The sequence below is a fragment of the Nocardia sp. CY41 genome, assembly GCF_009829325.1.
Taxonomy (GTDB): Bacteria; Actinomycetota; Actinomycetes; order Mycobacteriales; family Mycobacteriaceae; genus Nocardia.
In genome coordinates this window covers 439,111-454,760 of record NZ_VUOS01000001.1, presented here as the reverse complement: position 1 = coordinate 454,760, position 15,650 = coordinate 439,111, and the positions used below count along the sequence as shown (strand labels likewise).

15 protein-coding genes are annotated in these 15,650 nt (G+C 69.0%); 11 read left to right on the top strand and 4 right to left on the bottom strand.

What is annotated here, in order from left to right; translation table 11 throughout:
• Positions 1 to 118 precede the first annotated feature (118 nt).
• Together GVY64_RS02180 and nrdR are read left to right on the top strand one after the other, a co-directional pair.
• Positions 119 to 1,372, top strand: a complete 1,254-nt coding sequence (locus GVY64_RS02180) for a hypothetical protein (RefSeq protein WP_159838120.1) — start codon at positions 119 to 121, stop codon at positions 1,370 to 1,372.
• Between the two features lie 204 nt (positions 1,373 to 1,576).
• Positions 1,577 to 2,047, top strand: coding sequence for a transcriptional regulator NrdR (nrdR, locus tag GVY64_RS02175; protein ID WP_063021079.1), 471 nt, complete (start codon positions 1,577 to 1,579; stop codon positions 2,045 to 2,047).
• A 1-nt stretch (position 2,048) separates the two neighbouring features.
• Here the strand turns inward: nrdR and hrpA are convergent, their stop codons facing one another.
• The gene (gene hrpA, locus GVY64_RS02170) at positions 2,049 to 6,152 is read right to left on the bottom strand and encodes an ATP-dependent RNA helicase HrpA (protein WP_159838118.1); all 4,104 of its coding nucleotides are present in this window, start codon (positions 6,150 to 6,152) and stop codon (positions 2,049 to 2,051) included.
• Between the two features lie 276 nt (positions 6,153 to 6,428).
• Here hrpA and GVY64_RS02165 point away from each other — a divergent pair, with 276 nt between their 5' ends.
• The 4 genes from GVY64_RS02165 (at position 6,429) to GVY64_RS02150 (ending at position 10,255) form a co-directional block, all read left to right on the top strand.
• The gene (locus GVY64_RS02165; protein WP_159838116.1) at positions 6,429 to 7,658 is read left to right on the top strand and encodes an aminotransferase family protein; all 1,230 of its coding nucleotides are present in this window, start codon (positions 6,429 to 6,431) and stop codon (positions 7,656 to 7,658) included.
• A 439-nt stretch (positions 7,659 to 8,097) separates the two neighbouring features.
• Positions 8,098 to 8,781, top strand: a complete 684-nt coding sequence (locus GVY64_RS02160; RefSeq protein WP_159838114.1) for a DUF5134 domain-containing protein — start codon at positions 8,098 to 8,100, stop codon at positions 8,779 to 8,781.
• A 63-nt stretch (positions 8,782 to 8,844) separates the two neighbouring features.
• The gene (gene sigK / locus GVY64_RS02155; protein WP_236566542.1) at positions 8,845 to 9,531 is read left to right on the top strand and encodes an ECF RNA polymerase sigma factor SigK; all 687 of its coding nucleotides are present in this window, start codon (positions 8,845 to 8,847) and stop codon (positions 9,529 to 9,531) included.
• The gene (locus GVY64_RS02150; protein WP_159838110.1) at positions 9,524 to 10,255 is read left to right on the top strand and encodes an anti-sigma factor; all 732 of its coding nucleotides are present in this window, start codon (positions 9,524 to 9,526) and stop codon (positions 10,253 to 10,255) included. The genes sigK and GVY64_RS02150 overlap by 8 nt, the downstream gene beginning before the upstream one ends.
• A 7-nt stretch (positions 10,256 to 10,262) precedes the next feature.
• Here GVY64_RS02150 and GVY64_RS02145 read toward each other — a convergent pair whose 3' ends face one another.
• The 3 genes from GVY64_RS02145 to GVY64_RS02135 form a co-directional block, all read right to left on the bottom strand.
• On the bottom strand, positions 10,263 to 10,937 hold the full coding sequence (locus GVY64_RS02145; protein ID WP_159838108.1) for a PhzF family phenazine biosynthesis protein: 675 nt from the start codon (positions 10,935 to 10,937) through the stop codon (positions 10,263 to 10,265).
• 105 nt (positions 10,938 to 11,042) lie between these two features.
• Positions 11,043 to 11,582, bottom strand: coding sequence for an alkyl hydroperoxide reductase (locus GVY64_RS02140; protein ID WP_159838106.1), 540 nt, complete (start codon positions 11,580 to 11,582; stop codon positions 11,043 to 11,045).
• A gap of 80 nt (positions 11,583 to 11,662) precedes the next feature.
• The gene (locus tag GVY64_RS02135; RefSeq protein WP_159838104.1) at positions 11,663 to 12,250 is read right to left on the bottom strand and encodes a peroxiredoxin; all 588 of its coding nucleotides are present in this window, start codon (positions 12,248 to 12,250) and stop codon (positions 11,663 to 11,665) included.
• A 173-nt stretch (positions 12,251 to 12,423) separates the two neighbouring features.
• On the opposite strand from GVY64_RS02135, the gene GVY64_RS02130 reads away from it, so the two are divergent.
• The 5 genes from GVY64_RS02130 to GVY64_RS02110 all read left to right on the top strand — a co-directional run bounded on the left by GVY64_RS02130 (position 12,424) and on the right by GVY64_RS02110 (position 15,523).
• Positions 12,424 to 13,332 carry a hydrogen peroxide-inducible genes activator gene (locus tag GVY64_RS02130; RefSeq protein WP_159838102.1) on the top strand — a complete coding sequence of 303 codons (909 nt, stop codon included), beginning with the start codon at positions 12,424 to 12,426 and terminating at the stop codon, positions 13,330 to 13,332.
• A 42-nt stretch (positions 13,333 to 13,374) separates the two neighbouring features.
• Complete coding sequence (locus GVY64_RS02125; protein ID WP_201297854.1) at positions 13,375 to 13,869, top strand: gamma-glutamylcyclotransferase family protein; 495 nt, start codon at positions 13,375 to 13,377, stop codon at positions 13,867 to 13,869.
• Positions 13,870 to 13,914: 45 nt separating this feature from the next.
• A complete protein-coding gene (locus GVY64_RS02120; RefSeq protein ID WP_201297853.1) occupies positions 13,915 to 14,505 on the top strand; it encodes a TetR/AcrR family transcriptional regulator in 591 nt (196 codons plus the stop codon).
• Between the two features lie 69 nt (positions 14,506 to 14,574).
• Positions 14,575 to 15,315, top strand: a complete 741-nt coding sequence (locus tag GVY64_RS02115) for an SDR family NAD(P)-dependent oxidoreductase (protein WP_159838100.1) — start codon at positions 14,575 to 14,577, stop codon at positions 15,313 to 15,315.
• A 1-nt stretch (position 15,316) separates the two neighbouring features.
• Positions 15,317 to 15,523 (top strand): tautomerase family protein, encoded by a 207-nt coding sequence (locus GVY64_RS02110; protein ID WP_159838098.1) that lies wholly within the window; start codon positions 15,317 to 15,319, stop codon positions 15,521 to 15,523.
• The last annotated feature ends 127 nt before the right edge of the window (positions 15,524 to 15,650 follow it).

The window sequence follows — 15,650 nt, the reverse complement described above, 5'->3', positions numbered from 1 at the left end:
GGAAATCGGCCATTCCGAGCGGCCGTGATTGTGGATCCGCAAACTAGAACGTGTTGCTACCGTGCTGAAAACCTGATCCGGGCAACACCGCCCGAACGACGCCGGGACCTTTCAGCACATGACTTTCCGCACCTCGAGCCGCACGGTTCGCGGCTACTTCCGCGTAGTGGCCTTGTTCCTCTGTCTCGTCTTCGCTGCGGGCGCAGCGTCCACAGCCCGGGCCGAGCCCGCGTACACGGCATATCTCGACCTCCCGTCCCTCAACGGTGACGGTGCCGGGGCGGGTGGACTCGATCCCGCTCTGCCACTGGACGAATCCCTCCTCGCCCAGGCGCTGGGGCAGGCGCGGGCCGACGGCGTGGCGCCGCGCCGGTACGCGACGTTGCTGCATCAGTACTGGCTGGTGGTCGCCACCCGCAACGCCGACATCGAGCTGGCTGCTTGGGATCCCGGTCGCGGCCCGCATGCGAACGAGCGCATCTTCAACCAGGTGTACGTCAATTATCTGCGGCTGGCCACGCGGCATCCGGAGTTCTACTGGGCGGGGCTGGCCGGTATCGCGGGCGGATCGTTCGCTTCCGGATTCTTCGACATGGGCGATGTGGGCGTCGTGCTTGACGTGCCGGGCATCCATCAATTCGGCAACGCGGTCGCGGACCTGCTGCGCGCCACCCCACCGGAATTGGCGCGTGCGCTGCCGGAGGACATCCGGCTGCTCGCCACCGAGGGCTTCCGGCTGAGCGCCGCGGACGTCGCCTGGTACCAGACGCGCCTGATGATCATGCAGAAGCACATCTTCACGGATCTGGTGCCGATGCACGAGGCGTACGTCGCACTGGGCATGCGCGGAATCGAGGAGATGTACGCGGCGGGCCTGCTCGACGACGACCTGCGAACCGCCTGGCGGTCGATCGCCTCGGGCACCGGGGACGGCTACGTCGACGCGCTCGTCCGGATGACCGACCGGGAGCAGAACCACGTCGTCGCCGACCAATGGGACGAGACGTCGGCGGGCCGGGCTCCGATCGGCCGCGTGCTCACCTACATCAGCACCGTGGCGGGAAAGCCCGGAGTCCCGGGCGTCCGAGCTCCCGGCGTGTTCGCCCCGACGGTGGTCACCGCCGACGTAGGGGGCCGCAGCCTCGCGCTTCGCGTCCCGCTGCCCGCCTTCAACTGGGCCGACCGCGACGCACGGTGGAGCTACATCACCGGCGACCTGGTGCCCCGTCACATCGATCTGGAGACCGACCCGGCACTGGCCGGCACCGTGCTCGGCGAGGCGTTTTGGGGCAAACTCGCCCGCGGCCGCCTTGCCGCCCGGTTGCCGGACCTGCTCGCCGATCTGACGACGCAGTGGCAGATCTCCGGATGATCGTCCGAGTCCGATAGCCGGGTGAGTGCGACAATCCGGAAACTCGGACGGGTATCCTCGAAGTGTTATGCAGGTATTCCGCGTGTCGTACGAGGAATGCCTGGTGCCGGGGTATAGACCTCTGTACACGGGCTCGCCGGACCGATCACCGAGATCGGTGCCCGGTCCGGACGCGAGCACGCGCATCGACGAAGGATTTCTCGGATGCATTGCCCGTACTGCCGACACCCCGACTCCCGGGTGGTGGACTCGCGCGAGGCCGACGAAGGCGCGGCCATCCGCCGCCGTCGTGCCTGCCCGCAGTGTGGGCGGCGGTTCACCACCGTGGAGACCGCCATTCTGTCGGTGGTCAAGCGCAGCGGCGTCACCGAGCCGTTCAGCCGCGAGAAGGTCATCCGGGGTGTGCGCCGGGCCTGCCAAGGTCGCGAAGTCGACGACGACGCGCTGAACCTGCTCGCACAGCAGGTGGAGGACGCGGTGCGGGCCAAGGGATCGCCCGAGGTGCCCAGCCACGAGGTCGGCCTGGCCATCCTGGGTCCGCTGCGTGACTTGGACGAGGTGGCCTACCTGCGGTTCGCGTCGGTCTACCGATCGTTCACCTCGGCCGAGGACTTCGAACGCGAGATCCAGGAGATGCGCCGGGCGCGCGCCGAAGCGCTGTCGGCCGCGGACTGACTCAGCGCCGGACCGCGGCGATCGCCTTCTCGATTCGCTTGGCCGACACCGGAAAAGGAGTACCGAGCTTCTGCGCGAACAGGCTGACGCGGAATTCCTCGATCATCCACCAGATCTCGGTCACCGCGGGCGCCTGTCTGCGGTTGTCCGGCAGCGACTCGACCAGGCGATCATAAGCGGCCAGAACCCGGTCGATTTCGGCCATGCCTTGGCGATCGCGAACCGCCGAGCCGGGCAACGCTTCCAGTCGTGCCGCCGCGGCTTGCAGATAACGCGGTAGTTCGCGCAGCCTGGTCGCGCCCGTCTCGGATACGAAGCCGCGAAAGACCAGGTTGTCGAGCTGATGACGGACGTCATCGGCGATGTCGCGCTCGTTCGTACGCTCCAGCGCCGCCGAAACCTGATGAGCGCCGGCCAGAATCGGCACGACGAGGCGCACATAACGAGCGACGGTTGCGGCGAAATCGGGACGGATCCGGGCGACGAGCGCGTCGAACTCCGCCGGATCGAGCACCGGCCCGCCCGCGGCCGCGAGCAGTTCGTCGGCGGCGGCCGCGCGGCAGTCCTCGAGCAGCGCCTCCAGGGAGCCGTACGGATTCTGGCTCAGCGCAAGGCGATCGGAAGGCGACAGGCCCGCGGTGGCGCTACGCGCCGAAGCGGGCAGCGCGTGCAGCAGCAGCGCTCTGGTGCCGAGGCGCATGGCGGCGGCCTGCTGCGCGGGGGAGCTGAGCACCCGGACCGCCACGCCGTCGCCCTCGGCGACGAGCGCCGGATACCCCGTGACGGTCTGCCCCGCCACCTCGCGCCGCACCGTAGGCGCGAGGGTGCCCAGCGATTCGGAGGTCCACACCGTGGCCGGCGGTCGCTCCGCCCCCGCGGTGGCCCGCGCGACCGATGCGGAAACCTGCTCGGCCAGCTGCGTTTTCAGCGCGGCGAGGCTTTTGTCCCGGGCGAGCGTCGCGCCGTCGTCGCCGACGGCCGCGAAAGTCATGCGCAGGTGGTCGGGCAGTGCCGCGACGTCGAAGTCGGTGGGGGCGATCGAAACCGAACCGAGCCGGGACAGCTCGCGCGCCAGCCCGGCGCGCAGCGGCTCCGCACGCGGGGTGAGCGCCGCCAGGGCGGCGGCCGCAAAATCGGGGGCGGGAACTACGCTGCGCCGCAGAGTTTTCGGCAATGTCTTGATCAACGCGGCGGCCAGTTCGTCGCGCATGCCGGGCACCAGCCAGTCGAAGCCGACGGCACGAACGTGCGCGAGCTGTTCCACCGGGATCCGCACGGTGACGCCGTCGTCCTCGGTGCCCGGTTCGAACTGGTAGGAGAGCGGGAAGCTGAGCTCGCCCTGGCGCCAGGAATCGGGGAAGGCCGCCGGGTCGAGTGCGGTCGCGCCTTCGTTGACCACGGTGGAGGTGGTGAAGTCGAGCAACCCGGGGTCTTCCCGGCGCGCGGAACGCCACCAGCTGTCGAAGTGACGCACCGAGACGATGTCGGCGGGCAGACGTTTGTCGTAGAACTCGAACAGCACCTCGTCGTCGACCAGGATGTCCCGGCGGCGGGCGCGATGTTCCAGATCGGCGACGTCGTCGAGCAGCGCGCGGTTGCGGTGGAAGAACTCGTGCCTGGTCTGCCACTCACCCTGCACCAGGGCATGCCGGATGAACAACTCGCGTGACAACTCGGGATCGATACGGCCGTAGTCCACGGGCCTGCCGGTGACCAGCGGGATCCCGTACAACGTCACCCGCTCGTAGGCGCGCGCCGCCCCTCGCTTGGCCGACCAATGCGGTTCGGAGTAGGTGCGCTTGACGAGGTCGCCCGCCAGCCGCTCGGCCCATTCGGGCTCGATCTTCGCGGCCATCCGGCCCCACAGCCGTGAGGTCTCGACCAGTTCGGCGGCCATCACCCAGCGAGGTGGCTTCTTCGCCAGCGAGGAACCGGGGAAGATCATGAACTTGGCGTTGCGCGCGCCGAGGAACTCCCGGGATTCCGCCTCGCGGACGCCGATGTGCGAGAGCATCCCGGCCAGCAGTGCTTGGTGGATGGCCGTGGAATCCCAGGGGACTCCGTCGCCGTCCGCGACGGCCGCCGCGGTGGCGGACCGGCCGCGATCTGCGCTCGAGCGTCCGCGTGCCGACCGGCCTCGGCCGGATCGGTTGCCGGACTTGCCATCAGGTCCGTCCGTTTCGGCTCGATCCGGCTCCGCCGCGGCCGCCGAATCCCGCGACCGCGTGGACCAGCCGAGGCCCTTGGTGATCGTGCGCAGCTGGCCGTGCAGATCCTGCCACTCCCGGATCCGCAGATAGTGCAGGAACTCCTCCCGGCACAGACGACGGAACTGATTGGACGACAACGACTTGCGCTGACCGCCGAGGTAGTCCCACAGCCGCAGGTAAGCCAGGAAGTCGGAGCCCTCGACCGTGAACCGCGCGTGGTGGGCGTCGGCCGCCTGCTGTTGCTCGGCGGGGCGCTCCCGGACATCCTGGATGGACAGCGCCGCGACGATGACCAGCACGTCGGTCAGGCAACCCGTACGCTGCGCCTCCACCAGCATCCGCGCCATCCGTGGATCCACCGGCAGCTGGGCCATCTCGCGGCCGATCGGCGTCAGCGACAGAGCGGTGGCGTCCTCACCGGCCCGGGATCCGCCGTCTCGTCGCGCGAGCGCGCCGAGTTCCTCCAGCAGGGCGATGCCGTCGCGGACGGCGCGGCGGTCCGGCGCCTCTACGAACGGGAAGTTCTCGATGTCACCGAGGCCGAGCGCGGTCATCTGCAGGATGACCGCGGCGAGGTTGGTGCGCAGGATCTCCGGATCGGTGAAGGCAGGCCGGGAGTCGAAATCGTCCTCCGAGTACAGCCGGATGCAGATGCCGTCGGCGACGCGACCGCACCGTCCGGATCGCTGCCGCGCCGAGGCCTGCGACACCGGTTCGATCGGCAAACGCTGCACTTTGGTCCGCATGGAATAGCGCGAGATCCGCGCTGTGCCCGGGTCGACGACGTACCGGATACCCGGCACCGTGAGCGAGGTCTCCGCGACGTTCGTCGCCAGCACCACCCGGCGCCCGGTGTGCGGGGCGAACACACGGTGCTGTTCGGCGGCGGACAGCCGTGCGTACAGCGGGAGGATCTCGGTGCGCGGCAGCTTCAGGTCTCGCAGCGCGTCCGCGGTGTCGCGGATCTCGCGTTCGCCGGACAGGAACACCAGCACGTCGCCGTCGCCCGCGGCGAACAACTCGGTGACCGCGTCGCCGATGGCGTCCACCGGGTCCCGGTCGACGATGCGGGTGTCCTCGTCGTCGTCCGCGGCGGCGCTGGGCAGTTCCAGCGCGAGCGGCCGGTAGCGGATCTCCACCCGGTAGGAGCGGCCGGAGACTTCCACGATCGGCGCGGGAGTACCGTGCTCGTCCGCGAAATGCCGCGCGAACAGCTCGGGATCGATGGTCGCCGAGGTGATGATCACCTTGAGGTCCGGCCTGCGCGGCAACAGTTGCTTCAGATAGCCGAGCAGGAAATCGATGTTCAGACTGCGTTCGTGCGCCTCGTCGATGATGATCGTGTCGTAGCGGCGCAGCAGCCGGTCGCGCTGGATCTCCGCGAGCAGGATGCCGTCGGTCATCAGCTTGACCAGGGTGTGCTCGGAGGCGTGGTCGGTGAACCGCACCGTGTAGCCCACGACGTCGCCGAGTTCGGTGCCCAGTTCTTCGGCGATGCGCTCGGCCACGGTGCGCGCGGCGAGCCTGCGGGGCTGGGTGTGCCCGATGTTGCCGCGGACGCCGCGGCCCAGTTCCAGGCAGATCTTCGGAATCTGGGTGGTCTTGCCGGAGCCGGTCTCGCCCGCGACGATGACCACCTGATGTTCGGCGATGGCCGCGGCGATGTCCTCGCGGCGGGCGGTGACCGGCAGCTGCTCCGGATAGCGGATCTGCGGCACCGCCGCGCGTCGCGCCTCGACGCGGAGTTCGGCGGCTGCGATCTCGGCCTCCACGTCGGCCAGATCGCCGCCGCGCGCCTTGTCCAGCATGCGCCGCAACCGGTGTTCGTCACGAAGGGAGAGATTCGCCAGGCGGGTGCGAAGTGCGCGGGAATCGGTGGCGGCTGTCCTGGTCATTGCATCGACCAGCGTAGCGAAATCCGCCAGCGGATTTTTCCACCAGGCGTCGCGGCCGTCAGCCGGGTGGCTGCCGAAGCCGCGCGGCGGCTCGAAGACAGACGCCGATATGCGAGGATCGGAGGAGGAACGAGGATGCCGACGGCGCCGCCGGACGGTCGGTCGTCCCCCACGGTGCGCTACGGCATTGCCCGAGGAAGCGCCGGTCTCGGTGCGCAATTCCTCGCGGAGTCGGGCGGGTACGAACCGACCCCGGGAACCGGTAGAGGTGGACACATGAACGCGCTATGGCATGGCTTCGCCGACATGGGCGCCATCGAGCGGGACGGAGCGTTCGTGGTCGCCCGCGGGGACGGCGTCTACGTCTTCGACCGAGCGGATAACCGCTATCTCGACGCGACCGCGGGCCTGTGGTTCGCCAACGTGGGTCACGGACGCGGCGAGATCGCCGACGCGGTGGCCGCCCAGCTGCGGACGATCGCGCACTACTCCAATTTCGGCGACATCACCGAGCCGGCCACCCAGGAACTCGCCGAGCGGCTCGCTCGCCTCGCCCCCGTGCCCGGCAGCAAGATCTTCTTCACCTCGGGCGGGTCCGACTCCGTCGACACCGCGACGAAGCTGGCCCGGCGCTACTGGCACGAAGTGGGGCAGCCCGGCAAAACGATCGTGGTCGGGCGGCGGATGGCCTATCACGGCATGCACGTGGCGGGCACAGCGCTGGCGGGCCTCCCGGGGAATCGGGAAGGCTACGGCGAACTGATGCCCGCGGCCAGGACCGTCGAATGGGACGACGCGAAGGCTTTGCTCGCGCTGATCGAGGAGGTCGGCGCCGAACGGATCGCCGCGTTCTTCTGCGAGCCGATCATCGGTGCGGGGGGTGTGTATCCGCCGCCGGCGGGCTACCTCGCCGAGGTGCGGCGCATCTGCCGCGACCACGACATCCTGTTCGTCGCCGACGAGGTGGTGACCGGTTTCGGCCGCATCGGCGGCGCCTGGTTCGCTTCGTCCCGTCTCGCGTTGGAACCCGACCTGATGACCACCGCGAAGGGGTTGACCTCCGGCTATCTCCCGATGGGCGCGGTCTTCGCCGCCCCGCACGTGGCGGAGCCGTTCTTCGCGGGCGGCGTCTGGTGGCGGCACGGCTACACCTACGGCGGTCATGCGGGCGCCGCGGCCGCCGCGCTGGCGAATCTGGACATCATCGAGCGGGAGGGTCTGCTCGACGCGGCCCTGCGGCTGGAGACCAGCTTGCACGAGCAGCTGGCGGTACTCGCCGCTCATCCTCGGGTCGCCGAGGTGCGCAGCGGGTTCGGCGCCGTCGCGGCGATCCAGCTGGCCGACCCCGCCGAGGGATTGCCGCTGGTGCGGACCCTGCGTGCGCACGGCATCTCGAGTCGCGCCGCGGGCCAGGGAGCCATGCAGGTCTCTCCGGCGTTCGTGATGACCGACGACCAGGTCGCCGAGCTCGTCGACGGCTTCCTTCGCGCACTGGACGACGTGTGAGCCGCCCTCGGCGAGGACGGCGCGCGGCCGGTGCCGGAGCGGGGCCGCTCAGGTCGTCGGCGACGATGCGCAGACCACCGCTGTCCCGCTCGGTACCGAACTGATCGGTGAGAGCCCATCATGGCGGAGGAACCGGCTCGCCTGCTGGGCCGGCGGCATGGTCGCAGCGCAACTCCTGCTGTCTTGCAGACCTGCCACCGGTCATGTGGCGCACGGGCGGTCCCTGAGTGTCGCGAATCAGTTGTCGCCGAGCCGATCTCGTCAGTGACGTGACGGAACCGCCCGTCGAATCGTGCTGTCGGTGCGGAATCGCCGGTCGACGGCGGTAGCCACGGTCGATCGACGCTGTGGGCCAACCGAAAACGGACACCCTGACCGTCTGGGGATGCGAGCATGGAAGGGCGACGACCGTGGTCGCCGTGCTGAGAGGTGGTGGGGTGTGGCGGAGTTCGTGCAGGAGTATGCCGCTGTGCGGTGGGTGATGGTAGCGGCGTTCGTGGTCGCCGCGGCGATCGTGCTGTCCCGGGTGACGGCCCCCGCGGCAACGACCGCCCATGCCACCGAAGGGCTGCCGGAATCGCCCCCGCCGCAGGAGCTCACAGCCGGCCACTCCGAGTCCGACGCGGCGCACCTGGTGATGTGCCTGGTCATGCTCGGCATGCTGCTGTTTCCCTCGGGCGCGAGCCCGCACGCGGTACGCGGCGTGCTGACGGCGATGGCCGTGGTCTTCGCCGGGCTGCTGACGATCCGCGCCGCGGAACACGCCACCCAGGGGCGACCGCTGCCGATCGACCGGCTGGTGCCGCTCGGCTACCACATCGTGGCCGCCGCGGCGATGCTCTACGCCATGTCCGGCCACACCGGCTCCCGGCACGCGGGTGGCCCGGCCACCGGTCCCGCGTTCGGTCTCGCCGCGCTGTTCGTCCTCGACGCGCTGCTGGTCGCGTTCGCCGCCTGCACGGGATGGGCGCAGATGCGGGCGCACGGGCCGCTGGGGCTGCTGGTGCGTTCCGGCGGCTGCGTCGCCGCGCTCACCGGCCCGGCGAAACCGTGGGCGGCGGTGCCGCACGTGGTGATGGACGCCGGCACCGCTTACATGCTGGTGTCCGTGATCATTCGGTGACCGCGACCAATCCGGTTCCCAGCGCATACCGAACCCCTGTGCATGCAGGCACGGGATTCGGCCATGAGCAACGAACACGGTTCTGCTTCACCCCGACGGCCCGGTGATCCGGCACGCACGAGGAAGGAATCCGATGATCCGGCGCTCGCGTGCCCGCTGCCGACCGGCTACGACCGCGCGCAGGCCACCCGCGCGAGCCGTGAACTCACGGCGCTGCTGGCCGCCGCCGGCGCTGGTGACCGTGGCGCGTTCACCGAGTTCTATCAGCGGACCAGCCCGCGTGTGTTCGGTCTGACGGTCCGGATCCTGCGCAGTCACGCCGCCGCGGAAGAGGTGACCCAGGAGGTCTACCTGCAGGTGTGGTCGATGGCCGACCGCTACGACGCCACACTGGCCAGCCCGGTCGGCTGGCTGATGATGCTGGCCCATCGCCGGGCGGTGGACCGCGTCCGCGCGGAGAGCTCGGCCACCAGCCGGGACCTGATCTACGCGCACGAGCATCTGGGGCGCGACCACGACGTCGTCGCCGAATCGGTCACCCAGCGCATCGAAGAGCAACAGGTGACAGCGTGCCTGAAGAATCTGACCCCCACCCAGCGCGAAGCGATCGCGCTGGCCTACTACAGCGGGTGGACCTACCGAGAGGTCGCCGATCATCTCTCGGTGCCGCTACCCACGATCAAGACCCGCATCCGCGACGGGCTGAAGAGATTGGAGAAGTGTTTGTCCGGGGAATCCACCGATGGTTGACACATCGCCGCGGTCGGAAGCGGACCTCATCGACCTCGCCTACCCGTGTGCGCTGGACGCGGTGGCCGATATCGAGCGCAGGCATATCGATGCCCGCCTGGCCGCTGCGGACCCAGACGTGCGGCAAGCGTTCTCCGATACCGTCTGGCAGGTGCGCGACGTCATGGGGCGGCTGGCCGTGCTCGACGAGCTCGCGCCGCCACCGGAACTGGAACGCCGCATCCTGGCCGCGCTGCCCGACCCGTCCCCGGCTCGGTCGATCCGGCGGAGTGCCGCGTGGCGGCGGCCGCTGCGCTGGGCGGTGCCGATCGCGGCCGCGGCGTGTCTTGTGATCGGTGGCAGCGTGCTGACCGCGCAGTTCATCGGCAACCCGTCCGACCCGGCCGCCGCCGACCAACAGCAGATGCACCCGGAGGCGCGGACGGTCAGCGGATCGTTCGCCGGCGGCGGTCTGCTCGTGGTGGACGTCTCGCCCGAACTCGGGCGCGCGGTCGTCGTGTTCGACCAGGTTGCCCCGCCGCCCTCGGGGCAGGTGTATCAGGTGTGGCTGGTCGGCTCCGATGGACGACCCCGCTCCGTCGGGGTGCTGAGCGACCTGCCGTCGACCGTCCGGCCGTTCGTCACGGGCTTCCGGTCGGGTGAGGTGCTCGCGGTGAGCGTGGAACCGGACGGCGGCTCGGACGCGCCGAGTGGCGATCCGGTCGTGGGAGTGACGCTGCCCTGACGGGCGCCTAGATCTCCACCGGCTGGTCGGCGACGACTCGACCACCCAGGTGGACCCACCCGTCGGAATCCCATCGGGTGAACAACTGCGAGCCTTTGCCCTGGGTGATGACCAATCCTTTGCGCAGCAACGCCGTCAATGCCACCGCCGCGGCTCCGGTCGCCTCGTCCTCGGTGATCCCCATGGTGGGAGCGAACATGCGTGAGCGCAGGGCGGCACGGTGTTCGTCGGTCCACGCCCACAAGTAGTGGGGGCCGCCGGGGAACTCGTCCGGTTGCAGGGTCGCCAGTTCCTCGGCGTCCTCCAGCTGATGGAAGGTGAACGGGGGCGCCCATTCGCCGCGAGCGGTGATCCAGGTCAGGCCCTCCGTCAGCTCCACCGCCACCGGACCGGCCGGAACGTCCAGTACCCGCACCGGGATGCCCTGCGACGCGAGCCACCATGCCGTCCCGACCGACGGGTGCCCCGCGAAGGGAAGCTCCATCGTAGGGGTGTAGATCCGCACCGCTACGGTGTCGTGCACCGGTTCCTCGACCACCACGGTCTCGCTGTATCCCGCTTTGGCCGCCAACGCCTGCCGATCGACCGCGGCCACGTCGGCCGCCCGCGCGATGCCCAGTTCGTTGCCGTACCGTCCGGCGGCGTCGGTGAACACTCGCACCACGTCGACCTGTGTGCTCATGCTCGCCGAGCCTACCCGGATGCCGTGGGCCGAGCTGTCGGCCGGATCACATCGGAACGCGAAAGAGGCCCCTGCCGCCGGACAGGGGCCTCTTTTTCAGCGAAATCAGATCGCCGCCGGGCTGAGGGCCTCGGTCGACTGCACCGCCTGGCCGACACCGGCCACGATGGCGGCGGCACGCAGCGATTCGAAGATCACTTCGCGGGACACCCCCGCTTCGCGCAGCGTGTGCTCATGCGCCTCGAGGCAGTGCGCGCAACCGTTGATCGAGGAGACCGCGAACGACCAGAGTTCGAAGTCGGTCTTGTCGACGCCCGGCGTGCCGATGATCTGCATGCGCAGACCGGCCCGCAGGTCGTCGTAGCGGCCGCCGAGGAACGCCTTGCCTCGGTAGAACACGTTGTTCATGCCCATGATCGAGGCGGCGCCGAGCGCGGCGTTGTACGCCTCCGCCGACAGGACGTCGGCGGCTTCCTCGGCGATCTCGCGCAGCGTGGTCGTCGACCGGGTCGCGGCCGCCGACGCCAGCAGGGTGCCCCACAGCTGCTGCTCGTTCAGCACGGTGGTGCGCGCGAGTGATGAAAGGTTGAGCTTGAGGTCCTTGGCGTACTCGGGAAGGGAGTTCTTCAGGTTCTCAATGCTCATGCGGCGATTCCTCTACTCGAATCGGTCCCCTACGGGACCAGGGCGGTTTTCGATGGTGTGGTGACGGTGACGCGCGATGTTCAGACGCTGGCGGCCAGAAGTTCGGCGGCGTTGATGGTGGGGTCGCCCTTCTTCCAGTTGCAGGCGCACAGTTCGTCGGACTGCAGCGCGTCCAGCACCCGCAGCACCTCGTCGACGTTGCGGCCGACCGAACCGGCGGTGACCGAGACGAACTGGATCTCGTTGTTCGGGTCGACGATGAAGGTGGCGCGGTCGGCGACGCCGTCGGCGTTGAGCACGCCGGTGGCCGTGGCCAATTCGCGCTTGAGGTCCGACAGGATCGGGAAGGGAAGCGTCTTGAGGTCCTCGTGCTGCGCGCGCCACTGGAAGTGCACGAACTCGTTGTCCACCGACGCGCCGAGCACCTGCGCGTCGCGGTCCTCGAACTCCTCGTTCAGCTTGCCGAACGCGGCGATCTCCGTCGGGCACACGAAAGTGAAGTCCTTCGGCCAGAAGAAGACGATCCGCCACTTGCCGGCGTGGTCGTCGCTGGTGATCCGGGTGAAGTAGTCGTCGGGCTGCTGAGCGTCGACCTTCGACAGGTCACCGCCGATGACCGCGGTGAGGTTGTATGCCGGGAACTGGTCGCCGATGGTCAGCAGGGCCATGCTCTCTCCTCGTCAGTGGGTTGCCAACTGTGTTCTGCGGTATTGCGAGGTCGTTGCGGTTATGTGAGCCACCGCCTCGGACCCGACTCACACCGCGGGTGAAAAGCTCACGGGCGATCTTGCCCAAGGGCTGCTGAAAGGTAAAGGTGATCAGTCGCACTACACTGATAGGAGTGACTGATCAGACTTATCAGCCCACCCTGTCACAGCTGCGTGCGTTCGTGGCGATCGCGGAATATCGCCATTTCGGCACCGCGGCCGCCCGTCTCGGTGTGAGTCAGCCCACGTTATCGCAGGCGCTCGCGGCCCTCGAACAGGGGCTCGGGCTCCAGCTGATCGAGCGCAGCACCCGACGGGTGCTGGTGACCGCCGCGGGAATGCGCTTGCTGCCCAAGGCGATGGCGACCCTGGAGGCCGCCGACCGCTTCGTCGCGTCGGCGACCGGGGACGGACTCGGCGGCACGCTGCGCATGGGCATCATCCCGACGGTCGCTCCCTATGTGCTGCCCGGGTTGCTGCCGGAACTGCGCAAGCGGCTGCCCGAGTTGCGCCCGCAGATCGTCGAGGACCAGACCGCGCGGCTGCTGGACGGGTTGCGCACCGGCGTGCTGGACGTCGCGTTGCTGGCCGTCCCCACCGAGATGCCCGGTCTGGTCGAAATTCCGCTCTACGCAGAGGAGTTCGTGCTGGTCACTCCGCGCGGTCACGAGCTGGCCGGGCGCACCGACCTCGCGGCGGCGGTGCTGGACGCCCAGCCGCTGCTGTTGCTGGACGAGGGGCACTGCCTGCGTGATCAGGCATTGGAGGCGTGCCGCTCGGCCGACGTGCACCCGGCGGCCGTCGGCGACACCAGGGCCGCGTCCTTGTCCACCGTGGTGCAGTGCGTCGCGGGCGGACTCGGGGTGACCTTGATTCCGCAGATGGCCGTCGCGACGGAAACCGCGAGCGGCACATTGGATGTCGCCCACTTCGCTACGCCCGCGCCCGGCCGCACCATCGGCCTGGTGTTCCGTACTTCCAGCGCCCGCGCCGAGGATTACGAATATCTGGCCGCCATCGTTCGGGCTCAGCGGCCGATGTGAAGCTGTGGGGGCGCGGCGGTGGCAGGTGAGAGGAGTGGCGAAGTGGAACCGGCGGCGCTGGGAGAAGGGCGGCTGAGCGGCCTGTTCGGGATGGACCACGCGTTGTTCGCCTATGGCACGCTGCAGTTCCCCGAGGTGCTGGAGACGCTGCTCGGGCGAGTTCCCGTGCTCGAACCGGCCGAGTTGACCGGATGGCGCGCTGCCGCGCTGCCTCGACGGCTCTATCCGGGGCTTGTCGCCGCGGCGCGGGGACTCACTCGCGGCGCTGTGCTGAGCGGTCTCACCGCTGCGGAGTGGGTGATCCTCGACGCGTTCGAGGACGACGAGTACGACTTGCGCCGAGTGCGCGTCGATGGCCGGGATACTCCGGTGTGGACCTATGCCTGGACCGTGTCGGCGGATCCTGCGGATTGGGACCGGGATCGGTTCGCCGCCGTGCACCTCCGGGATTTCGCCGCTCGGTCCGCCCGGTGGCGGCAGGATCCGGAAGGCTTCGGCGGTTCGGCCGGGCCCGGATGGGCGGGGTCCCTCGGATGACGACCGCGCTTGTAATTTCAAGACGACCGGTCGTATATTGAGCGCATGGCACGACCCCGGCGCAGTGCCGACACCCGGCGGCTTCTCGTAGAAGAGGGTGCTGCCGGGTTCCTGACCAATGGCTACCACGGCACCGGGATCAAGCAGATCCTCGACAAGGTCGGCGTGCCGAAGGGTTCGTTCTACAACTACTTCGACAGCAAGGAGAGTTTCGGGCGCGCGATCATCGAGCATCATTCCCAGTGCGTGCAGCGCAATCTGACCGAGGCGTTCGGTGCCGCCCCGGATCCGGTGAGCGCCCTGCGGGCGTTCTTCGCGCGGTTGATGGACGATTTCGTAGCGGCCGAGTTCACCGGCGGCTGCCTCATCGCGAATCTCGGGGGTGAACTCGAAGGCAGCGATCTCTTGCGGCACTCGCTGTCGGCGGCGTGGAACGCGTGGCGCGATCGCGTCGCCGAGCAACTCGCGCAGGGCCAGCGCCTCGGCATGATCCGCGCCGACATCGACGCGGGTGAGCTGGCCGATCTACTGCTCGAAGCCTGGGAGGGGGCGGTGATCCGGATGAAGATGGAGCGCACCCTCACGCCGCTGCACAAGTGCCTGGATCGCTTGCTCGGCGACTACTTCCTGCCCTGATTTCGAGGCGGCACACCTATCCGGCGTCTCGGCTGCCAGTTCGAAGACGACCGGTCGTATAGAGAAGGGATGGAAATGGCGAAAACGGTCATCGTGACCGGATCCTCCAGCGGGATCGGTCGCGACATCGCGCGGGCGTTCGCGGAACGCGGCGACAACGTCGTGCTGAACGGGCGGGACGAGCAGAAACTGGCGCGGGTGGCCGCCGAGCTGGGCGCGCCGCAGCGAGTGGCCACGGTGGCGGGCGACATCGGCGCAGCCACGACCGGAGCGGCCTTGGTCGGTGTCGCCGTCGAGCGATTCGGCGGCGTGGACGTGCTGGTCAACAACGCGGGCACCTTCGGGGCGAAACCATTCGTGGACGTCACCGAGCCGGACCTGGACGGCTATCTGAACGGCAACCTCAAAGGCACCTATTTCACCACGCAGGCCGTAGTGCGGAGGTTCCTGACGCAGGCGCGCGGCGGCAGCATCGTGAACATCGGCACGGTCCTGATCGACCATGCCCTCGCCGGGCTGCCCGCCACGGCGGCCTTGGTCAGCAAGGGCGGCGTCCACGCGCTGACCACCAGCCTCGCCGCCGAACTCGCGGCCGACAGGATCCGGGTCAACGCGGTCGCTCCCGGCATCATCCGCACCCCGCTGTTCGGCGACGGAGACGAATCGGCCTCGGCCGGACTCGCGCTGTTGAACCGCATCGGCGAAGTCGCCGAAACAACCGCCGCGGTGCTGTATCTGGCCGACGCGGAGTTCACGACCGGACACATTCTCCCCGTCGACGGCGGGTTCATCTCGGGAAGGGCGGCTTGAAATGCCTTACGTCAACATCAAAGTCACCGATGACGGCGTCACTCGCGAGCAGAAGGCACGGCTTATCGAGGGCGTCACGGATCTACTGCAAGAGGTGCTCGGCAAGGCACCCGCGAGCACGTATGTCGTGATCGACGAGGTGCCCCTGTCGAACTGGGGTGTGGGTGGGGTCGACGTCGAACGGTGGCGCGAGCGGCAGCGTTCCTGAACCGCGAAAAACAGCACGGTGTTCGGGCCCAGCGGCGAGGAACCGAAGCAAGCCGCCGCACCACAGCAGCCGCCGGCGGACTCGGCACGGCTCTGACCGGAGAACGCCGAATGCGCCGGTTCGACCG